Origin of the sequence: Verrucomicrobium sp., assembly GCA_028283855.1 — a bacterium.
Taxonomy (GTDB): domain Bacteria; phylum Verrucomicrobiota; class Verrucomicrobiia; order Methylacidiphilales; family GAS474; genus GAS474.
The window spans coordinates 156,830-177,322 of the sequence record JAPWJX010000003.1; the positions used below are offsets into that span (position 1 = coordinate 156,830).

General features: G+C 70.2%; 22 protein-coding genes. 6 read left to right on the forward strand and 16 right to left on the reverse strand.

Annotated elements, in window-relative coordinates:
- Positions 1-5 precede the first annotated feature (5 nt).
- The 8 genes from PW734_02145 to PW734_02180 all read right to left on the reverse strand — a co-directional run bounded on the left by PW734_02145 (position 6) and on the right by PW734_02180 (position 6,422).
- Positions 6-794, reverse strand: a complete 789-nt coding sequence (locus PW734_02145; GenBank protein MDE1170001.1) for a hypothetical protein — start codon at positions 792-794, stop codon at positions 6-8.
- 188 nt (positions 795-982) lie between these two features.
- Positions 983-1,987, reverse strand: coding sequence for a glycosyltransferase family 9 protein (locus PW734_02150; protein MDE1170002.1), 1,005 nt, complete (start codon positions 1,985-1,987; stop codon positions 983-985).
- 50 nt (positions 1,988-2,037) lie between these two features.
- Positions 2,038-2,937 (reverse strand): hypothetical protein, encoded by a 900-nt coding sequence (locus PW734_02155; protein MDE1170003.1) that lies wholly within the window; start codon positions 2,935-2,937, stop codon positions 2,038-2,040.
- 22 nt (positions 2,938-2,959) lie between these two features.
- Entirely contained in the window at positions 2,960-3,688 is a 729-nt protein-coding gene (locus tag PW734_02160) for a metallophosphoesterase family protein (protein ID MDE1170004.1), read from the reverse strand.
- On the reverse strand, positions 3,685-4,470 hold the full coding sequence (locus PW734_02165; protein ID MDE1170005.1) for a hypothetical protein: 786 nt from the start codon (positions 4,468-4,470) through the stop codon (positions 3,685-3,687). Before PW734_02165 ends, PW734_02160 begins: the two co-directional genes overlap by 4 nt.
- Positions 4,467-5,306 (reverse strand): ABC transporter permease subunit, encoded by an 840-nt coding sequence (locus PW734_02170; GenBank protein ID MDE1170006.1) that lies wholly within the window; start codon positions 5,304-5,306, stop codon positions 4,467-4,469. Before PW734_02170 ends, PW734_02165 begins: the two co-directional genes overlap by 4 nt.
- Positions 5,303-6,142 (reverse strand): ABC transporter ATP-binding protein, encoded by an 840-nt coding sequence (locus PW734_02175; GenBank protein MDE1170007.1) that lies wholly within the window; start codon positions 6,140-6,142, stop codon positions 5,303-5,305. Before PW734_02175 ends, PW734_02170 begins: the two co-directional genes overlap by 4 nt.
- Before the next feature lie 4 nt (positions 6,143-6,146).
- Positions 6,147-6,422 carry an acylphosphatase gene (locus tag PW734_02180; protein MDE1170008.1) on the reverse strand — a complete coding sequence of 92 codons (276 nt, stop codon included), beginning with the start codon at positions 6,420-6,422 and terminating at the stop codon, positions 6,147-6,149.
- A gap of 46 nt (positions 6,423-6,468) precedes the next feature.
- On the opposite strand from PW734_02180, the gene PW734_02185 reads away from it, so the two are divergent.
- From PW734_02185 to PW734_02200, 4 genes are read left to right on the forward strand one after another with little or no spacing between them, the layout of a single operon-like run.
- On the forward strand, positions 6,469-7,356 hold the full coding sequence (locus tag PW734_02185; protein MDE1170009.1) for a polysaccharide deacetylase family protein: 888 nt from the start codon (positions 6,469-6,471) through the stop codon (positions 7,354-7,356).
- Positions 7,357-7,407: 51 nt separating this feature from the next.
- Positions 7,408-7,596 (forward strand): DUF2934 domain-containing protein, encoded by a 189-nt coding sequence (locus PW734_02190; GenBank protein ID MDE1170010.1) that lies wholly within the window; start codon positions 7,408-7,410, stop codon positions 7,594-7,596.
- Positions 7,597-7,617: 21 nt separating this feature from the next.
- Entirely contained in the window at positions 7,618-8,745 is a 1,128-nt protein-coding gene (gene dusB, locus PW734_02195; GenBank protein MDE1170011.1) for a tRNA dihydrouridine synthase DusB, read from the forward strand.
- A 38-nt stretch (positions 8,746-8,783) separates the two neighbouring features.
- Positions 8,784-10,157 (forward strand): CHASE2 domain-containing protein, encoded by a 1,374-nt coding sequence (locus PW734_02200; GenBank protein MDE1170012.1) that lies wholly within the window; start codon positions 8,784-8,786, stop codon positions 10,155-10,157.
- A gap of 10 nt (positions 10,158-10,167) precedes the next feature.
- Here the strand turns inward: PW734_02200 and PW734_02205 are convergent, their stop codons facing one another.
- Genes PW734_02205 through clpB form a run of 6 tightly spaced genes read right to left on the reverse strand, consistent with a single transcriptional unit; the run spans position 10,168 to position 16,777 of the window.
- Positions 10,168-10,485: a hypothetical protein gene (locus tag PW734_02205; GenBank protein MDE1170013.1), complete on the reverse strand. Its 318-nt coding sequence runs from the start codon at positions 10,483-10,485 to the stop codon at positions 10,168-10,170.
- 44 nt (positions 10,486-10,529) lie between these two features.
- The gene (gene rsmA / locus PW734_02210; GenBank protein MDE1170014.1) at positions 10,530-11,315 is read right to left on the reverse strand and encodes a 16S rRNA (adenine(1518)-N(6)/adenine(1519)-N(6))-dimethyltransferase RsmA; all 786 of its coding nucleotides are present in this window, start codon (positions 11,313-11,315) and stop codon (positions 10,530-10,532) included.
- Entirely contained in the window at positions 11,316-12,575 is a 1,260-nt protein-coding gene (locus tag PW734_02215) for an alkaline phosphatase (protein ID MDE1170015.1), read from the reverse strand. It lies immediately after the preceding gene.
- A 39-nt stretch (positions 12,576-12,614) separates the two neighbouring features.
- Positions 12,615-13,193 (reverse strand): HD domain-containing protein, encoded by a 579-nt coding sequence (locus PW734_02220; protein MDE1170016.1) that lies wholly within the window; start codon positions 13,191-13,193, stop codon positions 12,615-12,617.
- Positions 13,190-14,122, reverse strand: coding sequence for a Ppx/GppA phosphatase family protein (locus PW734_02225; protein ID MDE1170017.1), 933 nt, complete (start codon positions 14,120-14,122; stop codon positions 13,190-13,192). Before PW734_02225 ends, PW734_02220 begins: the two co-directional genes overlap by 4 nt.
- A 45-nt stretch (positions 14,123-14,167) precedes the next feature.
- Positions 14,168-16,777 carry an ATP-dependent chaperone ClpB gene (gene clpB / locus PW734_02230; GenBank protein MDE1170018.1) on the reverse strand — a complete coding sequence of 870 codons (2,610 nt, stop codon included), beginning with the start codon at positions 16,775-16,777 and terminating at the stop codon, positions 14,168-14,170.
- An 89-nt stretch (positions 16,778-16,866) separates the two neighbouring features.
- On the opposite strand from clpB, the gene PW734_02235 reads away from it, so the two are divergent.
- Both PW734_02235 and PW734_02240 read left to right on the forward strand, forming a co-directional pair.
- A complete protein-coding gene (locus PW734_02235; protein ID MDE1170019.1) occupies positions 16,867-17,370 on the forward strand; it encodes a 2-oxo-4-hydroxy-4-carboxy-5-ureidoimidazoline decarboxylase in 504 nt (167 codons plus the stop codon).
- Positions 17,371-17,381: 11 nt separating this feature from the next.
- A complete protein-coding gene (locus PW734_02240; GenBank protein MDE1170020.1) occupies positions 17,382-18,953 on the forward strand; it encodes an alkaline phosphatase family protein in 1,572 nt (523 codons plus the stop codon).
- Between the two features lie 6 nt (positions 18,954-18,959).
- Here PW734_02240 and PW734_02245 read toward each other — a convergent pair whose 3' ends face one another.
- A complete protein-coding gene (locus PW734_02245) occupies positions 18,960-19,844 on the reverse strand; it encodes a sugar phosphate isomerase/epimerase (GenBank protein MDE1170021.1) in 885 nt (294 codons plus the stop codon).
- An 8-nt stretch (positions 19,845-19,852) separates the two neighbouring features.
- On the reverse strand, positions 19,853-20,407 hold the full coding sequence (locus tag PW734_02250) for a hypothetical protein (GenBank protein ID MDE1170022.1): 555 nt from the start codon (positions 20,405-20,407) through the stop codon (positions 19,853-19,855).
- Positions 20,408-20,493: the final 86 nt, after the last annotated feature.

The following is a 20,493-nucleotide window of genomic DNA, read 5'->3' on the forward strand; positions in this document are numbered from 1 at the left end:
AGGCGTTAGTTGACGCCGGCGGGCAGGTCCTGCGCGGCCTTCACCGCGGAGAGCCAGCTGCCGAAGAAGCGGGTCTTGCACGCGGCGGCGAAGAGCGCCGGATTGCGGCGGCGGACTTCGGTGCTGGTCATGGCCACGCCCTCGTCCTGCAGGGCGCGGATCTCGCGGGCGATGCCCTCCGAGGTCCAGCGCTTGCGGCGGCGGATCTGGTCGTAGTCAAGGCCCGCGCGGCGGACCGCCTCCCCCCAGCTGCCGAAGCGGCGGCGGGCGGTGGCGATGAGGGAGTTCTCCGTCTCGTCCATCTTCTTGGAGGAGAGGTCGGCGCCCCGGTCGGCCAGCTTGCGGATCTCGTCCAGGATGTTGTCGTCCTCCCAGCTCTTGTAGCGGTAGATTTCCTCCGCGGCCAGGCCGGCGGCGGTCAGGGCATCCTTCCAGGAGCCGAAGTGGTTGGGCCGGATGGCGGCGTAGACCATCGGCGCGTAGCGGCTGAGCATCATGCCGCGGAAGGAGAGGTCGGCCCCCTCGGCATGGAGCTTCTGGACGGTCTGGATGATGCGCTCCTTGGACCAGGCGCGGTATTTTCGGACTTCCTCGTAGGGGATGCCGGCGGCCTCCACGGCCTTGCGCCAGCTGCCGAAATACCGGATGCCGGCGGCCAGCAGCTCCTGGAACTCCTGGCGCATGTGGTGGGAGTAGAGGGGCTTGCCCGCGGCGCGCCAAGCGGCGATCTGCTGGATGACCGTCTCTTCGGTCCAGCTCAGGTTGCGGGGGGATTCGTTTTGGATCTCACTCATGGGTGATTTGGGGTTATGGTTTTCTTCTGTACCAATAAAATAAATCGCTTCTAATTGGTCAAAACGTAAAATGTTACAATTCCAAGGCGGCGGGATCGCTTTGGTCACAATCAAAGCAACTCTCACGCCAGAAAGGCGTTATGAGTAATAACCGCTAGGGTAACCGGCCCGAAAAAGAGGCGGTTTTCTTAATTGCGGATGACTTGGACCGATTCCGCCGGGCCCGGAAACCGGACAGTCAAGCCGAGCAGGTGGGAAAGATAGCGGACGACGTGGATCGGCGTGATCTCCGACATGCAGACCATGGGGATCTTTTGCGGGCAGACCCGCTTCAGGCACGGGGAGCACGGAACGGGGTACCGCTCAATGGCCACCCGGGGACCGATGGGGCGGGTCTTGCGCCAATCGGTCGCGCCGAAGAGGGCCAGGGTGGGTACGCCCAGGGCGGCGGCCAGGTGGCTGGGGCCGGAGTCCGGGCTGACGACGGCGGCGGCCTCGCTCAGGACCGACATGAGCTTCGGCAGGGTCAGCCGGTCCCGCAGGTCGGTGACGTTGGCCCCTTCCAGGGGAAACCACGGCCCCTGGCCGACGACGACGAAGGGAACTTCCGGCAGGGCGTTGACGACCTCCTGGTAGTAGCGCCAGGGCCAGAGCTTCGTCTGCCAGCGGGTGTAGGGATGAAGGACGACGTAGCGCCTCGGCTCCAGGCCCGGCTGGGCGAGCGGGGGCGGCTGAAGGCCGAAGGCGAAGGGATCGGGCCGGATGCCGAGGTGGCGCAGGAACTCGAGGTATTTTTCCTGCGCGGGCGGCGGGGGTTCCAGAATCGTCTCCGTATAAAAGAGGGTGGAACCCTCCCGCGCCGTGGCCAAGCCCAGGCGGACGGGGGCCCGGGTGAGCCAGGTAAGGAGGCCGCTGCGCAGGAGGCCCTGGAGATCTAGGACCATGTCGTAATTCTCCGCGCGGAGCGCGCCTAGCCACTTCCAAAGGGAAAGCCATTTTCCCGGGCGCAGGAGCGCGGGAGGAAGGGAAACCACCTGGTCGATGGCGGGATGGCCGCGCAGAAGCGGCTCGTAAGGGGTGAAGACGAGCCAATGAATCCGGGCGTCCGGCCAATGGCGGCGGAGGCCGGTGGCGACCGGCAGGGACTGGATGACGTCCCCGAAGGAGCTGGGCTTGACGATGAGGATCTTCACGGCGCGAGGGCGTGCACCTTGCCCCAAAGCGGCCCGCAGCGCAACCGCGGCTAGTGATGGTGATGATGCCCGTGACCGTGACCGAAGCCGTGGCCGTGGTCATGCCCGTGGGGGCCGTGGGGATGCCCGTAATCGGATTCCTCCAGGGCGCGGAGAGCCTCCGGGTCGTCGAAAATGCAGCGGAAGGGCTTTCCGGGCCGGGCAGCAGGCAATTCCCGGGCGGGCCGGAAGACGCCGCCCTGCCGATCGGGCAGGTTCTCCACGTAGCTCTGAAACTCGTCCCGGATCGGCGTGCCCGGCTGGTGGACGGGATTGTACCAGACGAGGGTGACGCCTTTCAGCTCCGGGTCGGGGAAGGCCGCCGGATGGAGAACGGAGGGGGACACCGTGCCGTCGCGGTGCTCGGTGACGTAGCGGTGGGAAAGCGATCCAAGGACGGAGTGCCGCCCGTCGGCGATCTTTCCGGAAAAGGTGCCGGGCTTGTCGATCACCGTGCCGCCGCCGGAGACCCGGGCGTTTTCCAGCACGGTCCGGTTACCGACGGCCTGGGCGTGATCGGCCAGCGCGCTATGGGAAAGGACCGCGCCACGGACCTGGGCGTCGGCCACGCGGGAGGCGTGGACCTGGGCCCCGTCGGAAATCGCGCACCGTTCCAACACGGTCCGGCCGCCGGGTAGATAACCGCGCAGCCCGGCCCTTCCGGTAACGGCGGAGCCGTCGATCGTCACCGCGCCGCGCGTGCGGACGTGGGGGCCGACCCGGGAATCGCCCAAGACCTTCGTCTCCGGGCCCAGCTTCGTCCCAGGACCGAAGACATGCGCGCCGGGAGCGACGAAGGCGCGCGGGGCCACCTTCGCGTCGTCGCGCACCCAGCCGCCGGCGGTGCCGTCGGGGTTGGCGTGCCGGCTCCAGCGGGGCCAGTCGAGGGGCAGGGTCGGATCTTGGGTCATATCCCTATATATTCGGCTATTTTCAGCGCGCCCGGCGGAGGCGCTCCGCCAGTTCCGGGGGAAGGCCTGCGGCGACGATCTTCGCCTGGGCCCGCTCGATGGCGTAGGGGATGCGCCGCAGCTCCAGGGTCTGCGCGGTGCTGTCATAAATGGCGTAGGAGGCCCGCCAATCGCCGTCCCGGGGCTGGCCGACGCTGCCGACGTTGACGAAGTAGCGCTTGAGGGGATCGAGCTCCGCCTTTTGGTAGAAGTATTCGGCCACCCGGCCGCCCGGCTCCTGGGCGAAGAGATGGGGCACGTGCGTATGGCCAAAGAAGCAGAGCGGCGTCTCCTGCACGGCCAGGTTGGCGGCGGCCGCCTCCGCGTGGGTGACGTATTCCCACCCCTCCGGGTCCCGTTGGCTGGCGTGGACTAGGCTAAAGCCGCTTAGCCGCAGCTGGAGCGGCAGCTCCACCAGGTAGAACTTCTGCGAGAGGGAGAGCTGCTTCCGGCTGTAGGCGACGCCCGCCTCCGCCAACGCGTTGAAATGGGTCGCCGGATGGCCGCCGACGGCCTCCTGGTCGTGATTGCCCCGGACGACGGGGCCGTCCAGCGCGCGGATGCGGTCGAGGCACGCGCCCGGATCGGCGTTGTAGCCGACGATGTCCCCCAGGCAGACCGGCACCTCGACGCCCTGGGCGTACATGTCGTTCACCACCGCCTCCAGCGCCTCGAGGTTGGCGTGGACGTCGCTGAAGACCCCGTATCTCACGGCAGCACCCTCTCCCCGGCGGGGACGCGGAGGCGCCGCTCCAGGTCCCGCAGGTGGGCCGCCACCTTGTCCCAGGCGCGGACCCGGTCGGCATGGTCCGGCGTGGACAGCCAGAGCCGCCGCCACCAGGCGTAGGCGCCGGGCAGGTCGCCGCCCCGTTCCAGCGCGTAGCCGACGAAGCGCTCCAAATAGGCGGGTGCGCCCGGGCGGCGAAGGGCCTCCTCATAATCGCGCGCGGCGGCCAGGGGATCGCGGAGCTTCTGCTCCTCCAGGAAGCCGCGCTGGAACCAAAGGTCATAGCGCTCCGGCACGGAGGCGATGCCGCGGTCCAGGAGCCGCTTTCCCGCGTGGACCCACTCCCGCGCCTGAAGCTCCCGCCGCGCCGCGCTTTTCTCCCCCAACCGATGCAGGGCGTCGGCGCTGGCGTTCCAGGCCAGCTGCCACGCCCCCATCTGCCAGAAATAGACGGAGCGCGGCTGGAGGGCGGTGACCAGGTCGACCCGCTCCGCCACGCGGAACCACTCCTTTTTCTCCCACGCGTCGGTGACCTGGAGCCAATAGTAATTGGCCGCCAGGGCGCGGGTGCCGCCCAGGAGGGCCAACAATGTCCCCTGCCCGATCCGGTCGCCCAAGCCGGGCGCCAGCGCGGGGAGCGCGGCCGTTCCGTAGCGGGCCGCGGCGGCCTGCCGGGCCAGGGAGGCCTCCCACACCGTCTTGGCGCCGCCCCAGACGAGGAGAATCAAAACGACCGGCAGCCAGGGTTGAAAGGAAAGGGCCCTCACCACTCCCTCCGTTGGAAAAGCAATTGGGCCGCCGTCAGGATCACGACCAGATAAACCGCCGTGTAGCCCAAAAGGCTCGCGATTTCTTTCCAGGGGGCCGTGCCGCCCGCCGCCAGGTCGTCGACCAGGCCGAAGGCGCCGAAGTCCGGCAGGAGGACCGCCACCGCGCCGAGGAAGAGCTTTTGCGCCAGCGTCGCCCCGCCGCCGCCCAGCCACGCCTCCCGCGCCACCCCTTCCAGGTGTCCGGCCAGGTAGATGAGGAAGGTGACGGCGACGGTGTAGAAGACCGAGGTGGCGCAGGCCGCCACCGCCAGGGCGACGCCCGCGGTGAGGCAGACCTTCCCCGCGACGAGGAGCCACGCCTGGAGGAGCGCGGGGTCGCAGCCCTGGCGCAGGATCTCCCGCGCCGCGTCGGGATCGGTGCCGGGCAGGGCGGCCAGCTCCCGGCTGCGGAGGAAGAGGACGGCGGCCAGCGCCGCGCCCATGAGCGCCAGCGAGGCCAGGAGGACCGCGGCCAGGCCCAGGAACTTGCCCCAGAGGAATTCCCCTCGCCCGACCGGCCGGGCCAGGACGAGGGCGAGCGTCCGCTGCTCGATCTCCGCCTGCACCGCCTGGGCCGCGCCGACGACGGCGAAGACCGCGCCGAAGACCGCCATCGCGCCGAGGCCGAAGTCCTTCAGAAACTTGAACTCCTCCTCGAAAGCGATGCCGCCCAGCGCCCGCGCCCCGCCGATGGCCAGCAGCGCGCAGAGAAGAAGCAGGAGGAAGACCCGCTGCCGGGCCGCTTCCAAAAAGGAAGCGGCGGCGATCGCGGCGACGCGGCGGAGGGAACTCATCGCCCCGTCTCCTCCAGGAAAAACGACTCCAGCGAGCGGCGCGCCGGACGGAAGGCGACCTCCGCCGCTCCCTCTTCCCGCAGGAAGGCGGCGACCCGCTCCCGCGCGGCGGGCGGCAGGCCGCGGACCTCGATCTCGTCCGCGCCCGGCACGGCCAGCAGGTCGGCCAGCGGGCCCTCCGCCGCCTTCCGCCCCCGGTCCAGGAGGACGACGCGGTCGGCCACCGCCTCCACCTCCTCCAGCAAATGGGAGGAAAAGAGGAGGGTCTTTCCCTCCGCCTTCAATTCCGCCAGCAGGGCGCGGACGGCCCGCGCCCCCGCGGGGTCGATGCCCGCCGTCGGCTCGTCCAGGAGGAGGAGGTCGGGATCGTGCAGGAGGGCCTGGGCCAACGCGAGCCGCTGGAGCATGCCGCGCGAGTAGCCGTGGACCGGCCGCCGCCCCGCGCCGGAAAGGCCGGTCCGCTCCAGCGCCGCGCCGATGCGGCGGGAAAGCTCCGGGCCGGAAAGCCCGCTCAGGCGGCCGTAGAGCCGCAGCGCCTCCTCCCCGCGCAGGTGGCGCGGGAAAGCCGGGTTCTCCGGCACGAAGGCCAGCCGCCGCCGTGCCTCCGGACGCCCGGCGGGCGCGCCGAAGAGACGGATCTCCCCCGCCGTGGGACGGATAAAGCCGAGGATCAACTTAAACGTGGTACTCTTGCCCGAGCCGTTCGGCCCCAGGAGGCCGACGACCTCGCCCCGCCCCACCTCCAGGTCGAGGCCCGCCAGCGCGCGCCACGTCCCCTTGCCCCACGGCAGCCGGTAGGTCTTCGCCAGGCCGCGCAGGGAAAGGACCGGTTCCATAGGACTATCGCGCGATGCGGAAGCCCGCCAAGCCGCCCCGGGCCTCGTCCCAGCCTTCCTCATAACGGCGGACGTGGGGGCCCAAATGGCTTTTCATGAGGTCGGCCAGAAAGATCCGCAGCTCCTCCTCCTCCCCCTCGCCGACCAACAGGACCCGGCCGTCGTCGAGGTTCTCCACCGTCCCGGCCACGTCGTAGCCGGCGGCCAGCTTCTGCGTCTCGTAACGGAAGCCGACGCCCTGGACGTGCCCTTCGAAATAGACAGTGAGACGTTTTTTCATAAAAAACTGGGCAAGGGAAACGGCGGCTTTTACCGTATCGCTTCGCTTGAAAATTTCACGGAAAACCTTTCTCCGCGCCCTCGGCCTCGGGGCCGGCGCGGCCATGCTCGGCGGCATGCCCGGCTGGGCCGCCGAGAGCGAAAAGACCGAGATCATCGACGGCGAGGAAGTCCGCCGCGCCGTGCCCGTCGAGCAGGCCTCGGAAGTCGCCCACGGCGGCGCCATCTTCGTCAACCATGGCCCCGGCTTCGGCCGCCGCATCGCCCTCACCTTCGACGACGGGCCCAACCCCAAGGTGACGGAGCGCGTCCTGGCCGCCCTCAAGGAGCGCGGCCTCCTGGCCACCTTCTTCATGATCGGCCAGCGCGTCGCCGCCGCCGGCGAATGGGCGGAGGCCGTCCACGAGGCGGGCCACGAGATCGGCAACCACTCCCTGACCCACCCGCAGCTCAGCAAGCTCTCCGACGCCCGCGTCGCCTACGAGCTGGCCAAGACCCAGGAACTGATCCTCGACGCGACGAACGTCAGCCCCGTCTGGTTCCGCCCGCCCTACGGCGCCTTCAAGCGGACGCAGGGGGAGCTGGCCTCCTCCCGCGGCCTGGGCGTCATGCTCTGGTCCGTCGACCCGCGCGACTGGTCCCAGCCGGGCGCCGACAAGATCACCCACACCATCCTGACGGAGACCCGCCCCGGCTCCATCATCCTCTGCCACGACCTCCACCCCCAAACCGCCGACGCCCTCCCCGGCATCCTCGACGGGCTCCTGGAACGGGGCTTCGAGTTCTGCACCATCTCCGGCTTCATGGGGGCCCCCTACGGCGTCCCCCACGCCGTGCCGCCGGGCGTCGTCCCGGCCCCGCCCCTGGCCCCCGGCGCCCTCCCCCCGCCGGGAGAGCCGCACATCCACGACCCGGCCCTTCACAAGGCGGCCTAAAGCCGGCCCCGGTCCTTTTGCACCCGGATCAAATCGGGTGTAAATTAGGGCATGATCCCCTCCAAAGAAGCCATCGCCGAGCGGGCGTACGAGCTGTGGGTCGAGGCCGGCAGCCCCCCGGGCCGGGCGCAGGAGTTCTGGCTGAAGGCCGAGGAAGACCTCGAAAGCCGCGAATTCGACCAGGACCACCCGCGCCGGACCCCGCTGCCCCGTCACGCCGACGTTTCCCTCTACAACTAAATCGGCTATCCTGGGGCGGTCATGGCGCGCCCCCTCGACATCGGCCCGCTGCGGCTGGAGACCAATCTGGTCCTGGCCCCGCTGGCCGGGTACACCAACCTGCCGTTCCGCCGGGTCATCCGGGAAATCGGCGGGGTGGGCCTTTGCGTGACCGACCTGGTCAACGCCCGCTCCCTCTTGGAACGCAACCAAAAGGCGCTTCAGCTCATCGCCACCCACCCTTCCGACACGCCGATGGGCGTCCAGCTCTTCGGCTCCGTGCCGCAGGAGATGGCGGAGGCCGCCGCCTTCGTGGCGGAGCAGGGCGCGGCCCTCGTGGACGTGAACATGGGCTGCCCGGTGAAGAAGGTCTGCAAGGTGGGCGGCGGCTCCGCCATGATGGCCGACGTGGAACGGACGGCCGCGCTCGTCGCCGCCATGCGCGCCGCGCTGCCCGCGCATGTCCCCCTCACCTGCAAGATGCGCCTGGGCTGGGATGAGGAGAATCTCACCGCCCCGGAGCTGGCCCGCGCGCTGGAGCAGGCGGGCGCCGCCGCGCTCACCGTCCACGGACGGACGCGCGCCCAGGGCTTCGAGGGGGCGGTCTCCCTCCCCGGCATCGCCAAGGTCGTGGCGGCGGTGAAGGTCCCTGTCTTCGGCAACGGGGACGTGACGACGCCGCAAAGCGCCGCCGCCATGCTGCGGGAGACCGGCTGCGCGGGCCTCTCCATCGGCCGCGGCGCGTTTTACAATCCCTGGATCTTCCGCCACATCGTCCATTATGTGGAGACCGGGGAGGCGCTGCCGGAGCCTTCCTTCGCGGAGCGGGTGGCGGTCATGACGCGCCATCTGGACCTGATGGTGGAGTTCTTCGGCGAGGCGCACGGCTGCCGCCTCTTCCGCAAGGTGGCCCCGTGGTACGCGAAGCGCTTCGGCCCCGCCGCGCCCTTCAACAAGCGGGTGGTGCAGCTTTCCTCCCGCGCGGAGTACGACGCGATCCTGGCCGAATACCTGGCCTGGCGGGGCCAGTTCCTCAACCCCGACGGCACGGTGCAGGACCGCTACGCCCCCGCCGCGCTGCGGGAGAATTTCTCCCGGGAGGAGGGCGTCCCCGCCTCCGCCGCGCGGGAGAAGATCCCCGTCCCTTCCGGCCCGCAGGAGTGGTGGTGAGCCTTGCCCCGGCGGCGGCCCGGCGCTAAACCTACGGGGTGGAAGACACGCCCGCCGAGCATCTGCCGCCGCCCCTGCCCCGGCGCTTCGCCCTGAAGCGGGACCGTCTGGCCGGGGTCCTGGGCCTGGTTTGGGCCGTCCTCGTCGCCCTGCTCTACGCCTGCGGCCTCTTCGACGGGCTGGAAGACAAGGTGCGGGACTGGGAGCAAACAGTCCTCCCCTCCCGCGCGGGGAGCGACGACTTCGCCTTCGTCTCCATCGACCGCGTGCCGACCGACCGTCCCTGGCCCTGGGCCCGGCTGGAATACGCCCTCCTCCTGCGCGCCCTGGTGCCCGTTTCGCCGCAGAGCGTCGTCTTCGAGATCCCGATGCACGACCGCAGCCCGCGCACCGACGCGTTCGACCAGAGCTTCGCCCGGCAGGTGGGCCGTTTCGAGCCGCAGCGGATCGTCTTCGCCGCCTCCGCCATCCAGGCCGAGGCGGGCGCGCCGCAGGGCGGCACCCTGCCCGGTCCCGCCCTCCGCGTCCGGGGCGGGGCGGCGCCGCGCCTGCCGCTTTTTTCCGCCGCCTGGGGCCCGGTGGAGGCCTTCTCCGACCGGAGCGCGGTGGGCATCGCCAACTTTTCCTGCGCGCCGGACGAGACGCTGCGGCGGCTGCCGCTGGTCTTCGCCGTGGAAAAGGAAAAGGGGAAGGATGTCCAGGTCCTCCCCTCCCTGGTTCTGAGCGCCGCGGCCGCCCGGCTCGACGCCGACCTTTCCCAGAGCGAGCTGGTCCCCGGCCGCGCCGTGGTGCTGCGGGACAAGGCGGGGCGGAAGCTGCGCCGTATCCCGGTCGATAGCGAGGGACGGCTTCTCCTGCGCTGGCGCCGCCCCGGGGTGCCGCCCCTGCGCGTCGCCTATGACGATTTCCTCCTCTACGCCGACCAGATGGAGCGCGGCGTGCCCGCCCGCGTCGACCTCCGGCGGCTGGCCCGGCGGCAGGTCTGGATCGGCCTGGCCGATCCCGCCGTCTCCCCGCTGCGCCGCACCGCCGTGGGCGATCTGCCCGCCGCCGCCGCGGGCCTGGCGGCCGCCGGACAGATCGAGCGGGGGGACTTTCTCCTGCCGCTGCCCAGGTGGGCGGCCATCTTCCTTTTTCTGGCCACCGGCACGCTGCTGGCCTACGCGATGGAGCTGCTGGCCCCCTCCCGCGCGCTGACGATGGTGCTGGGGCTGGCGGCGCTCTTGGGCGCGCTGGGGCTGGGAGCGTTCTGGCTCAGCGGCCTCTGCCTGCCGTTGGGGGCGCTGGGCGTGCTGCTCTGCGGCACCTTCGTGGGAAGCCGCGCGGCGCGGCTCTGGGAGGTCGATCCGCCGCACCACCGGCCGGTGGAAATCGCCGCGCTGGAAGAGGAAAACGCGCCGTCGGACGCCTAGGGCCGAAGGCCTAGGAGTAGGTGACGTCCTTGCCCGGCTCCATCTCGTAGTCCCGGCCGTCGGCCCGGTCGACGTTGGGCTCCAGCACCTGGCGCTGGAACTGGATGAAGATGGCGCTGTCCTTCACCAGGCGGAGCTTCTCCATGTTGTCGACGTCGAAGGAGAAGAAGAGGGTCGCCGGGTTCTCCTTGTCGATCCGCTTGCCGACGTGGAGGTTCGTGATCTCCGGGATTTTCAGGAGGCGGATGCGGGTTTCCACCATCATCGACTCGAGCCCCGGGCCGTCGACGCCGGGCTTGGTATGGAGGAGGGAGAGATGGTGGACCATAGGGGTGAAGAGAGGGCCCGAGTGTGGCCGGAGGCGGGGGGGTGTCAAGAACCGGCTGCCGCGCCGAACCGCCGCCAAAGCGCCACCCATTCCGCGACGGAAAGGGCGTCGGGACGGCGATCTTCCGGCACGCCCAGGGTGTTCGAAAGCTTTTTGCGGCGCTGGGAAAAACCCTTCTTCACGAAGGCCAGGAAAGCGGCCCGTTCCCCCTCCGGCAGGTGGGGGGCGGGCAGGAGGTCCAGGACGACGACGGCGGAATCGACCTCCGGCTGGGGATAGAAAACGGAGGGCGGCAGGACGCGGGACAGCCGGGCCGCGTAGGCGCTCTGCACCTGGACGGTGAGGGCGCCGTAAGCCTCCGTCCCCGGCTTGGCGGCCAGGCGCTCCGCGACTTCCTTTTGCAGGGTCAGGACCATCCGCCGGGGCGGCGGAGAGAAGGCCAGGAATCCGGCCAAAAGCGGGCCGGAGATATAGTAAGGCAGGTTGCCGGCGACGAGCTGCGGCGCGGCGGTCTCCGGCAGGAGACGCAGGGCGTCCCCCTCCCGCAAGGTGAAGCCGGGCGCGGCGGCGAAACGCTCCCGCAGGAAGGCGGCCAAGCCGCGGTCGATCTCCAGCGCGGTGACGGGGCAGCCCGCCTCCAGGAGGAGGCCGGTGAGCGCGCCGAGGCCGGGACCGACCTCCAGCACGGTGGAGCCGGCGGGCTGGCCCGCCAGCGCGTCCGCCACCACGGCGCGGGCGGCGTTCTGGTCGTGCAGGAAGTTCTGGCCGAAGCGGGCCAGCGGGCGCATGCCGCGCGCGGCCAGCTCCCGCTTGATCTCCGTGAGCGTCATTTAAAACAAAGGCTGAAGGAGCCCGAAGACCTGGTCGTTCCCGATGAAGCCGCCGAAGCGGTCGGAGAGGAAGCCGCCCGCGCCGAGCCACGCCGGGGCGGGGGTGATCTCCGCCGCGCGGGAGAAGCGGACGGCGGGACCGGGCTGGAGCGGGCTGCCCGCCTTGGAGCAGAGGACGCCTTCCTTTTCCTGCGCGGCCAGCCAGGCGCGGTCCGCCGCGGAGGCGGGCGGGCCGCCCGGGCCGGAAAGCCATTCGGCGGAAAGCGGGCCGGAGGCCAGCGCGGAGCGGGCGGTGTCCAGGGCGCCCAGGCTGTAGTTGCTCACCACCACGACGAGGGAGCCGGTCCCGGCGTAGGCGCGGGCGGCGCCCACGGCGGAGTCGAGCGCGGCGACCTCGCCCAAGGCCAGGTCGGTCCAGTTGTGGCGCGCCGCCGCCTCGATCATCCCCTGGTCGACGACCAGAAAGTAGCCGCCGATGCTGTATTGCAGGCACTTGATGGCCATGCGGGTCATGTCGGTCAAAGTGGGCTGGAGATGGGCCCCCTGGATGAGGGCCGGGAAGCAGAGGGAGCCCGGCGCGAAAAGGCCCAGGAGCTGCCGCGTCCGCCAGCTGGGCAGGTGGTTGAGCTCCCCCGCCTCGTGAACGACGGTGAAGCCCGCGCGGGCGGCGTCAGCCTCCAGGTCGCGCTCGTCGGTGCGGCCCCGGGGGTTGAGGACGTTGGCCCGGCGGAAATACTGGCTGCCGCCGCCCAGGATCACGTCGATGCCGGAGGTGTCGATCAATTCGGCGGCGTTGTGCTGCTCCGTGCCGGCCTGGCCGGCGTTGCGCCCGTAGAAGGCCAGCGGGGTGGGATCGGTCAGCTGGCGGGTGGTGACCAGGCCGGTGGCGCGGCCCGCCCGCTGCGCGGCGTAGATGAGGGTGTTGAGCCGGGTCTGCTCCGCCGTGAGGCCGACGAGGCCGTTGCGCACGCGGCGGCCGGAGGCCAGCGCGGTGGCGGCGGCGGCCTCGTCCGGGATCGGCTGGCCGACGCCCTGCACGTCGACGACGCAGAGCTGGTTCAAGTTGTCCAAGTCGAGCGGCTGGCCGCGCGCGGCGGCCTCCCGCCGGGCCTGGTCCAGCAGGGAGAGGTCGAGGCCGTTGGCGACGAAGAGGATGATCCCGTGCGGTCGCTGGGCGACGAAGGTGCGCACGTAAAACATGCCGAGCGCCGAAAAGACGACCAGGACGAGGAGCGCCAGGAGACCGACCCACCATTTCATAGGAGGGACCAGCGTAGAGCCGCCGGGGGATTAGACAAGTCAGCCCTCTTCGATGAGGACGGGCCGCCCCGCCGCGCGCTCCAGGAGGTCTTTCTTCCTCTCCGCGCCCTGCCGCTCTTCCTTCCACGATCCGGCGACGACGCGCACCCGCAGCGCCCCGGGCTCCAGGACGGCGGAGACCCAGGCCACGCGCCCCTCGTGCGTCCGGTCGAGGGCGTCGGCCACGCGCAGGAGGCCGCCCAAGCGGTCGACCTTGGTCCGCGCCGCCGGGGGCAGGGCCATATAAGCCTCATGCTCCGGGGCAGGCAGCTCCTTGCGGTGATAGCGGGCGATCTGGGCGACGACGGCCACCTCGTCCGCCGTCAGGCCGGGCCAGCTCCGCGCGGCGATGAGGCGGGCCGATTCCAGGTGGTGGCCCCGGCCGCCGGGCTGGGATTTCCCGCTGTCGTGCAAGAGCGCGGCCAGGCGGAGGAGGAGCCGCTCCCGGTCCCCGTAGCCGTGCCAGGAGAGGAGGGAGGAAAAAAGCTGTTCGGCCAGGGCGGCGACCTGGGTGACGTGCTCCGGCTCGCGCTCGTATTCGGCGACGAGGTAGCCCGCCATCCGCTCCGCGTCCGTCATGTGCCGAGGTCCTCCCGCAGCTGCTCGAGGACGCCGTAGCGCAACCCCCGCGTGCTGACGGTGACATGCGGCGCGCCGAGCAGCCGCAGGCTGGCGGCGAAAACCGCCGCGCCGGGCAGGACGATGTCGGCGCGGCCCTGGGGCATGGCGGGAAGCGCCTGGAGGGTCTCCAGGTCCCGCGCGGCCAGGAAGTCGACGAGGGCCTCCAGCCTCTCGCGTGTCAGGCGGTGGCCGTGGATGCGGGAGGCGTCGTATTCCTTCAGGCCCAGGTCGAGCGCCGCCGCGACGTTCAGCGTGCCGCCGGTGCCGACGACTTCGCGCCCCTCCAGGGCGTATTTGGCCAGCACCGGCTCCAGCTGTTGAAGGAGGGTCTGCCGCATAAGCTGGAGGCCCTGCCGGGGCACGGGATATTCGGGCAAAAAGCGCTCGCGCAGGCGGACGGTTCCCAAGGGCAGGCTGGTGCGGCGCAGGACGCCGGAATCGCCGCCCAGGACCCACTCCGCGCTGCCCCCGCCGACGTCGATGCCCATCAGGCGGCGGCTGGGCAGATTCGGGTCGGAGCAGATGCCGCGGTAGATGCCGTCGGCCTCTTCCTCCCCGGAGAGAAGGAGAATGGGATGACCCAGCACCTCGGCGGCGGCTTTCAGGAAACGCTTGCGGTTGCCGCTGTCGCGGACGGCGCTGGTGGCCACCGCGCGGGAGTTCTCCGGCGCGGCGCCGAGCTTGTCGGCCTTGCCCCGCAGCTTGGCCAGGGCCTCGAGCGTCCGCTCGATGGCTTCCTCCTTCAGCTCGCCGCGGACAATGAGGTCTTCCGCCAGCCGGGTGGTCTTGCTCTTTTCCGCCAGGATCTCCGGGGGGCGGCCGGGCCTCACCTCGGCGACGAGGAATTTGACCGAGTTGCTCCCGATGTCGTAGACGGCGCAGCGCATGGAGGACGGGTCCAACGTAGTGGACCCCCGCGCCGGACGCAAGAGCTAGGCCTTCTTCACCGTAAAGGCCAGCTTGCCGTCCTTCGCGTCGACCAGGACGTGGGAGCCGTCCGTGACCTCGCCGGAGAGGAGCTTGCGGGAAAGGGCCGTCTCCAGCTCCCGCTGGATGAGCCGCTTGAGCGGGCGGGCGCCGTAGACGGGGTCGTAGCCTTCCTTCGCCAAATGCTCCTTGGCGGCGGGGGTCAGCTCGATGCGGATGGAGCGCTCCTCCAACCGGCGGCGCAGGAGGCCCAGCTGCAGCTCCACGATGCGGGTAATCTCCGCCAGGGTGAGAGGCTTGAAGAGGACGATCTCGTCGACGCGGTTGAGGAACTCCGGCCGGAAGTGGGCGCGCAGCTCGCCCATGACCTTTTCCCGGGCCTTCTCGGAAATCTCGCCCCCCTTGCCGACGCCCTCGATGAGGTGGGGGCTGCCGATGTTGGAGGTGAGGATGATGAGGGTGTTCTTGAAGTCGACGGTGCGGCCCTGGCTGTCGGTCAGCCGCCCGTCGTCGAGCACCTGGAGGAGGACGTTGAAGACGTCGTGGTGGGCCTTCTCCACCTCGTCGAAGAGGATGACGGTGTAGGGACGGCGGCGGACGGCCTCCGTGAGCTGGCCGCCCTCGTCGTAGCCGACGTAGCCGGGAGGCGCGCCGATGAGGCGGGCCACGGTGTGCTTCTCCATGTACTCGCTCATGTCGATGCGGACGATGCTCTCCTCGCTGTCGAAGAGGGTTTCCGCCAGCGCGCGGGCCAGCTCCGTCTTGCCCACGCCGGTGGGGCCCAGGAAGAGGAAGGAGCCGATGGGCCGCTTGGGGTCCTTCAGGCCGGAGCGGGCGCGGATGACGGCGTCGGCCACGGCGGAGACGGCCTCGTCCTGGCCGATGACGCGCTCGTGGAGGATCTCGTCCAGGCGCAGGAGCTTCTCCCGCTCCCCTTCCAGGAGGCGGGTGACGGGGACGCCCGTCCAGCGGGCGACGACCTCGGCGATCTCGTGCTCCGTCACCTCCTCCCGGATGAGACGGCGGCTGTCCTCCGCCTTGGCGAAGCGTTCCTCCTCCTCCGCGATTTTCTTTTCCAGGTTGGGCAGGGTGCCGTAGCGCAGCTCCGCCACGCGGCTCAGATCGTGGCCGCGCTCCGCCTGTTCCACCTGCTGAAGGACGCGGGCGTGCTCCGCCCGCAGCTCCTGCAGGCCGGTGACGCTCTTCTTCTCGTCCTGCCACTGGGCCTTCAGGGCGTCGCGGTCGGCCTTTAGGTCGCCCAGCTCCTGCTTGAGGGTGGCCAGGCGGGCCTTGGACGCGGCGTCCTTTTCCTTGGCCAGGGCCTGCTGCTCGATCTCCAATTGGAGGACGCGCCGCTCCAGGGTTTCCAATTCCTCCGGCATGCTCTCGATCTCCGTCTTGAGCTTGGCGGCGGCCTCGTCGATCAGGTCGATGGCCTTGTCCGGCAGGAAGCGGTCGGAGATGTAGCGGTGGGAGAGGACGGCGGCGGAGACGAGGGCCCCGTCCTGGATGCGGACGCCGTGGTGGACCTCATACCGCTTGGCCAGGCCGCGCAGGATGGAGATGGTGTCCTCCACGCTGGGCTCGGCGACGAAGACGGGCTGGAAGCGCCGCTCCAAGGCGGCGTCCTTCTCGATGTGCTGGCGGTATTCGTCCAGGGTGGTGGCGCCGATGCAGTGCAGCTCCCCGCGCGCCAGCATGGGCTTGAGCATGTTGCCGGCGTCCATGGCGCCCTCCGCCTTGCCCGCGCCGACCATGGTGTGGATCTCGTCGATGAAGAGGATGACGCGGCCCTCCGCCTTCGTCACCTCCTGCAGGACGGCCTTCAGCCGCTCCTCGAACTCGCCGCGAAACTTGGCCCCCGCGATGAGGGCGCCCAGGTCCAGGGCGATGATCTTCTTTTCCTTCAGGCTCTCCGGAACGTCCCGCGCCACGATGCGCTGGGCCAGCCCCTCGACGATGGCTGTCTTGCCGACGCCCGGCTCGCCGATGAGGACGGGGTTGTTCTTCGTCCGGCGGGAGAGAACCTGGATGGCGCGGCGGATCTCCACGTCCCGCCCGATGACGGGGTCGAGCTTCCCCTGCTCCGCCAGGCGGGTCAGGTCGCGCCCGTATTTTTCCAGGGCCTCGTAGGTGGCCTCCGGGGTGGGGCTGGTGACGCGCTGGTTGCCGCGCACGTCGGTCATCGCCTTGAGGAAGGCGTCCTTCTTGAGCGCCAGGCGGCGGAAGAGGCGGCCCACGCCGGTCGTCTCCGGCTCCTCGAACATGGGCAGCAGGAGGTGCTCGACGCTGGTAAAGTCGTCCTTCAGGCGCTTGGCCTCGTCCTGGGATTTGACCAAAAGCTGGTTGAGCCGCTGGGTGACGTAGCCGCCGCTCGTCTGGCCGGCGCCGGTGACGGCGGGGAGCTTCCGCAATTCCTCGTCGAGCCGGGAGGCCAGCTCGGCGGCGGGGACGCCCGCCCGCTCGAAGAGGCGGGGGGCCAGGCCTCCTTCCTGCGCCAAAAGGGAAGCCAGGAGGTGTTCGACGTCGACCGACGCGTGCTGGTAACGGGAGGCCAGGGATTGCGCCTCGGCCAGGGCGCTTTGGGCCTTCTCGGTAAACTTGTTCGGATCCATGGGGGGTCACTCATTATACGACCGACCGCCGCGCGCCGCAACCGGGGCGGCATTGACTTCCGGCCTTTCCCGGCTTTTCCTATAGGGGCATGACCCTGATGCCGCAGGTCTTACCGCTGGCCGCGGTGAACTCCCTCCCGCTGGACGATTTTCTGGAATTCTTCGGCTCCCTCTACGGCAGCGCGTTGTGGGTGCCGGTCATGGCCTTTGAGCATAGGCCCTTCATGAGCGTCGAGGACCTCGTGCAGACCCTGGGCGAAATCGCCGCCACCGCCCACCCCCGGGCGAAGGAAGAGCTGCTCGGCCTCCAACCCGATTTCCTGAAGGACTCCCCCCGGCGCCCCGCCGCCGAGCGCCGCGCGACCGCCAAGCTGACGCGGGAGGAAATCCGCACGCTGACCAAGCTGCAGCTGGCCTACGCCAAGAAATTCGGCTTCCCGCTGGTCCTGGCCCTCGACGGGCGGGGGCCGGAGGATTGGGAGGCCGCCTCCGCGCGGCTGGAAAACACTCCCGAGCAGGAGGTGACCAACTCCCTGGACGAGATGAACCGCCTGGTCCGCCTCCGCGTGACGGAAAAGGTGACGGCGGCCTAGCCGCAAGCCTCATGAAGCGCGCCCTTTTCCTTCTCCTCTCCGCCGCGCTCCCGGCCCTGGCCGCCGCGGAGACCAAGCCCGCGCCCGCCCCGGCGTCCGCGCCCCGCCACGTCGTCGTCATCGTCTGGGACGGCCTGCGGCCCGACCTGGTCACGGAAGGGACCACGCCCCGCCTCCACAAGCTGGCCATGGAGGGCGCCGTCTTCCCCGACCACCACGCGGTCTACCCCACCTCCACGGAGGTGAACGGCGCGGCCCTCTTCACCGGCGACGAGCCGGACCACACCGGCATCCTGGCCAACAAGGAATACCGCGCCTCCCTCAACGCGGCGATGCCCGTGCGGACGGAGGCCCTCTCCACCGTCCGCCACGGGGACGAGGCGACCGGCAACCGCTACCTGGGCGCGCCGACGCTGCCGGAGCTGCTTCAGCGGGAGGGCTACACCACCGCCGTGGCGGCGACGAAGCCCGTGGCGCTCCTGGCCGACCGCGCCGGGCGCGACGCCGCCTCCCCCTTCCCCGTCCTCTTCCAGGGGGCGACGCTGCCGGAAGCCCTCCTGCCCCACATCGTCGCCGCCTTCGGCGCCTTTCCCGCCCAGATCGCCCACCCGAACGCGGCGCAGGACGCCTGGACCACCCGCGTCCTCACCGAGGGGCTGTGGAAGAGCGGCGTGCCGGACTTCTCCCTCCTCTGGCTCTCCGAGCCCGACTACAGCCAGCACCAATCCTGGCCGGGCTCCAGCGTGGCGGAGCACGCCCTGCGCAGCGACGACGACTGCCTGGGCCGCGTCCTGGACGCCCTGCAGAAACAGGGCGTGGCGGAGCAGACCGACGTGATCGTCGTCTCCGACCATGGCTTCTCCACGGTGAACCGCACCGTCGACCTCAGCGGCGCGCTGAACGGGAGCGGCTTCGAGGCGGTGCGGGAATTCGCCGCCGCGCCGCGCAAGGGGCAGATCCTCGTCGACAGCCTGGGGGGGAGCGCCTTCCTCTACGTCGTGGGGCACGACGCGGCCCTCATCCAGCGGCTGGTGACATTCCTGCAAAAGTCCGACTTCACCGGAGTCCTCTTCACCCGCGCCGGGCTGCCCGGCACCTTTCCGCTGGAAACCGTCCGCCTCAACTCCCCCGGCAACGCCGACCTGCCCGACGTGGTCGTCTCCTTCCGCTGGTCGGCCGACCTGAACCGCTCGGAAATCCCCGGCCTGCTGGTGGCCGACACGGGCCGCAACGTCGCGGAGGGGAGCCACTCCTCCCTGAGCCGCTTCGACCTCCACAACACCCTCATCGCGCGCGGGCCGGACTTCAAGCCGCGCTACGTCGACACGCTGCCCACCGGCAACATCGACCTGGCGCCGACGCTGGCCTCCCTCTTCCGCCTGCGGCAGGCGCCGCCCATGGACGGCCGCGTGCTGGCGGAGGCGCTGGCCGTGCCCCCGGCCGACGTGCCCGTGCCGAAGCTGGAGCAGTCCAAGCTCACCGCCTCCGCGCCGATGGGCCGGGGCATCTGGAGCCAATACCTGGTCCTGAAAAAGGCGGGGACGAGCATCTACCTCGACGAGGGCAACGGCGAGAGCCGCTAGGCGGGGTTAGACAGGATTTGGCACGTATTCCCCGCCGCGGCACCGCTGCAGGTAGCGGAGGCCGTGGACCTGGCCGGTCATCTCCAGCTCGTCCTTGTAAACGGGATCGTGCCAGCCCTCGATGTCGATGCTGCCGCGGAAGCCGGCCTGGCGCAGGATGGTGATGACGTCGCTCCAGTTCGTGTCGCCGAAGCCCGGCGTGCGGTGCCAGACGTAGGGCTTGCCGCCCCGGATGCCGTAGGCGCGCACGACGTCCCAGGCGATCGTCGCGTCCTTCCCGTGGACGTGATGGACCTTCCCCACCCACCTCCGCAGCTGCGGGAGCGGATCGATCAGGGAAACCATCTGGTGGCAGGGCTCCCACTGGAGGCCCAGGGCGGCGCTGGGCACCGCGTCGAACATCATTTCCCAGGCGGAGGGGGCGTGGGCGATGTTCAGCTTCGGCCCGTGCCACCAGCCGCCCATGTCGCAATTCTCGAAGGCGATGCGCGCGCCGCGGTCCTCCGCCCGCTTGGCCAGGTCGGTCCAGACCTCCTTGAAGCGGGGGATCGACTCCGGCACGGGCTTCCCCTCCACCGCTCCGGTAAAGCCGACGGCCACGTCGCAGCCGAAGTGATGGAGATTGTCCAGGAGCCGCGCGAAGTCCCGCGCCGTCTCCTCCCTCTCCAGCGGATTGCCGTAGAGGCCGACGGAGCTGATCACCGCCCGGTCGCCCAGGACGGCGCGGACTTCCTTCGCCGTCTTTTCGAGGTCGGCCTCGATCCGGTCGGAAAACGTCAGGGAGAAACTTTCAAAGCCGTGCGGCAGGATCTGCCGGATGTAGCCGGCGGGGTCCTTCGCCCCGGAAACGAGGGTGCCGATGCGGATGTCGAGCTGCGGGTTGTGCGCCATGGCGCACGTTAGTGCAGGCGGCCGTTCCTCTCAATGGCCTTGTGGCCGTTTTCCATCGCCGGGGCGGCGCGCCCGGCGTCCCGGACCGGCTCCAGCTGGATGCGGCGGAGGATCGCCGGCTCGTGCTTCCTGATGCCCTCGTTGAAATGGTGGAGGGTGGCCACGTCGGCCCCCGTCTCCCGCAGGGCGTTGAGAAAAAGGGTGGAGGGGATCCCCCGCCGCAGCAGGGTGTCCAGGGCGGTGCGGCTTAGGTTTTCCTTCCGCTCCTCCGCCGCGGCGCGGGCGGCCGGAGTGTCCAGGCGGCCCTCCTGGGCCAGGCGCCGCCGCTGGTTCTCCAAATGGGCCAGGCTGGAGCGGAAGACGATCGCCCCCGTCTTAAGATCATCGTAGAGAGGGCCTTCCGGCGAGGGGTGGCGCTGCTGCTTTTCCTGGTGGATGCGCGCCATGGTGGCGATGGAGCTGAGGCTGGGCCGGTCGGTCTCCGGGGCCGGGCTGGCCTTGGCCGCCGCCTCCTGAAGGACGCCGGAAAGGTCGATCCGAGTCTGAGAATCGGGCTTCGCCATGGCTGCCCCAAATAGAGCAAAAGACAGGCCAACCGCACCCTCCGGAGCGATCATTTCCATCGGCCCGCTGGCATATTTATTGCTTA

Bases quoted from the DNA above. Each gene is read 5' to 3' on its own strand.
- PW734_02145 (MDE1170001.1), bottom strand. From the start codon at position 794: ATGAGTGAGATCCAAAACGAATCCCCCCGCAACCTGAGCTGGACCGAA.
- PW734_02155 (MDE1170003.1), bottom strand. From the start codon at position 2,937: ATGACCCAAGATCCGACCCTGCCCCTCGACTGGCCCCGCTGGAGCCGG.
- PW734_02170 (MDE1170006.1), bottom strand. From the start codon at position 5,306: ATGAGTTCCCTCCGCCGCGTCGCCGCGATCGCCGCCGCTTCCTTTTTG.
- PW734_02175 (MDE1170007.1), bottom strand. From the start codon at position 6,142: ATGGAACCGGTCCTTTCCCTGCGCGGCCTGGCGAAGACCTACCGGCTG.
- PW734_02180 (MDE1170008.1), bottom strand. From the start codon at position 6,422: ATGAAAAAACGTCTCACTGTCTATTTCGAAGGGCACGTCCAGGGCGTC.
- PW734_02190 (MDE1170010.1), top strand. From the start codon at position 7,408: ATGATCCCCTCCAAAGAAGCCATCGCCGAGCGGGCGTACGAGCTGTGG.
- dusB (MDE1170011.1), top strand. From the start codon at position 7,618: ATGGCGCGCCCCCTCGACATCGGCCCGCTGCGGCTGGAGACCAATCTG.
- PW734_02205 (MDE1170013.1), bottom strand. From the start codon at position 10,485: ATGGTCCACCATCTCTCCCTCCTCCATACCAAGCCCGGCGTCGACGGC.
- rsmA (MDE1170014.1), bottom strand. From the start codon at position 11,315: ATGACGCTCACGGAGATCAAGCGGGAGCTGGCCGCGCGCGGCATGCGC.
- PW734_02215 (MDE1170015.1), bottom strand. From the start codon at position 12,575: ATGAAATGGTGGGTCGGTCTCCTGGCGCTCCTCGTCCTGGTCGTCTTT.
- PW734_02220 (MDE1170016.1), bottom strand. From the start codon at position 13,193: ATGACGGACGCGGAGCGGATGGCGGGCTACCTCGTCGCCGAATACGAG.
- PW734_02225 (MDE1170017.1), bottom strand. From the start codon at position 14,122: ATGCGCTGCGCCGTCTACGACATCGGGAGCAACTCGGTCAAATTCCTC.
- clpB (MDE1170018.1), bottom strand. From the start codon at position 16,777: ATGGATCCGAACAAGTTTACCGAGAAGGCCCAAAGCGCCCTGGCCGAG.
- PW734_02235 (MDE1170019.1), top strand. From the start codon at position 16,867: ATGACCCTGATGCCGCAGGTCTTACCGCTGGCCGCGGTGAACTCCCTC.
- PW734_02240 (MDE1170020.1), top strand. From the start codon at position 17,382: ATGAAGCGCGCCCTTTTCCTTCTCCTCTCCGCCGCGCTCCCGGCCCTG.
- PW734_02245 (MDE1170021.1), bottom strand. From the start codon at position 19,844: ATGGCGCACAACCCGCAGCTCGACATCCGCATCGGCACCCTCGTTTCC.
- PW734_02250 (MDE1170022.1), bottom strand. From the start codon at position 20,407: ATGGCGAAGCCCGATTCTCAGACTCGGATCGACCTTTCCGGCGTCCTT.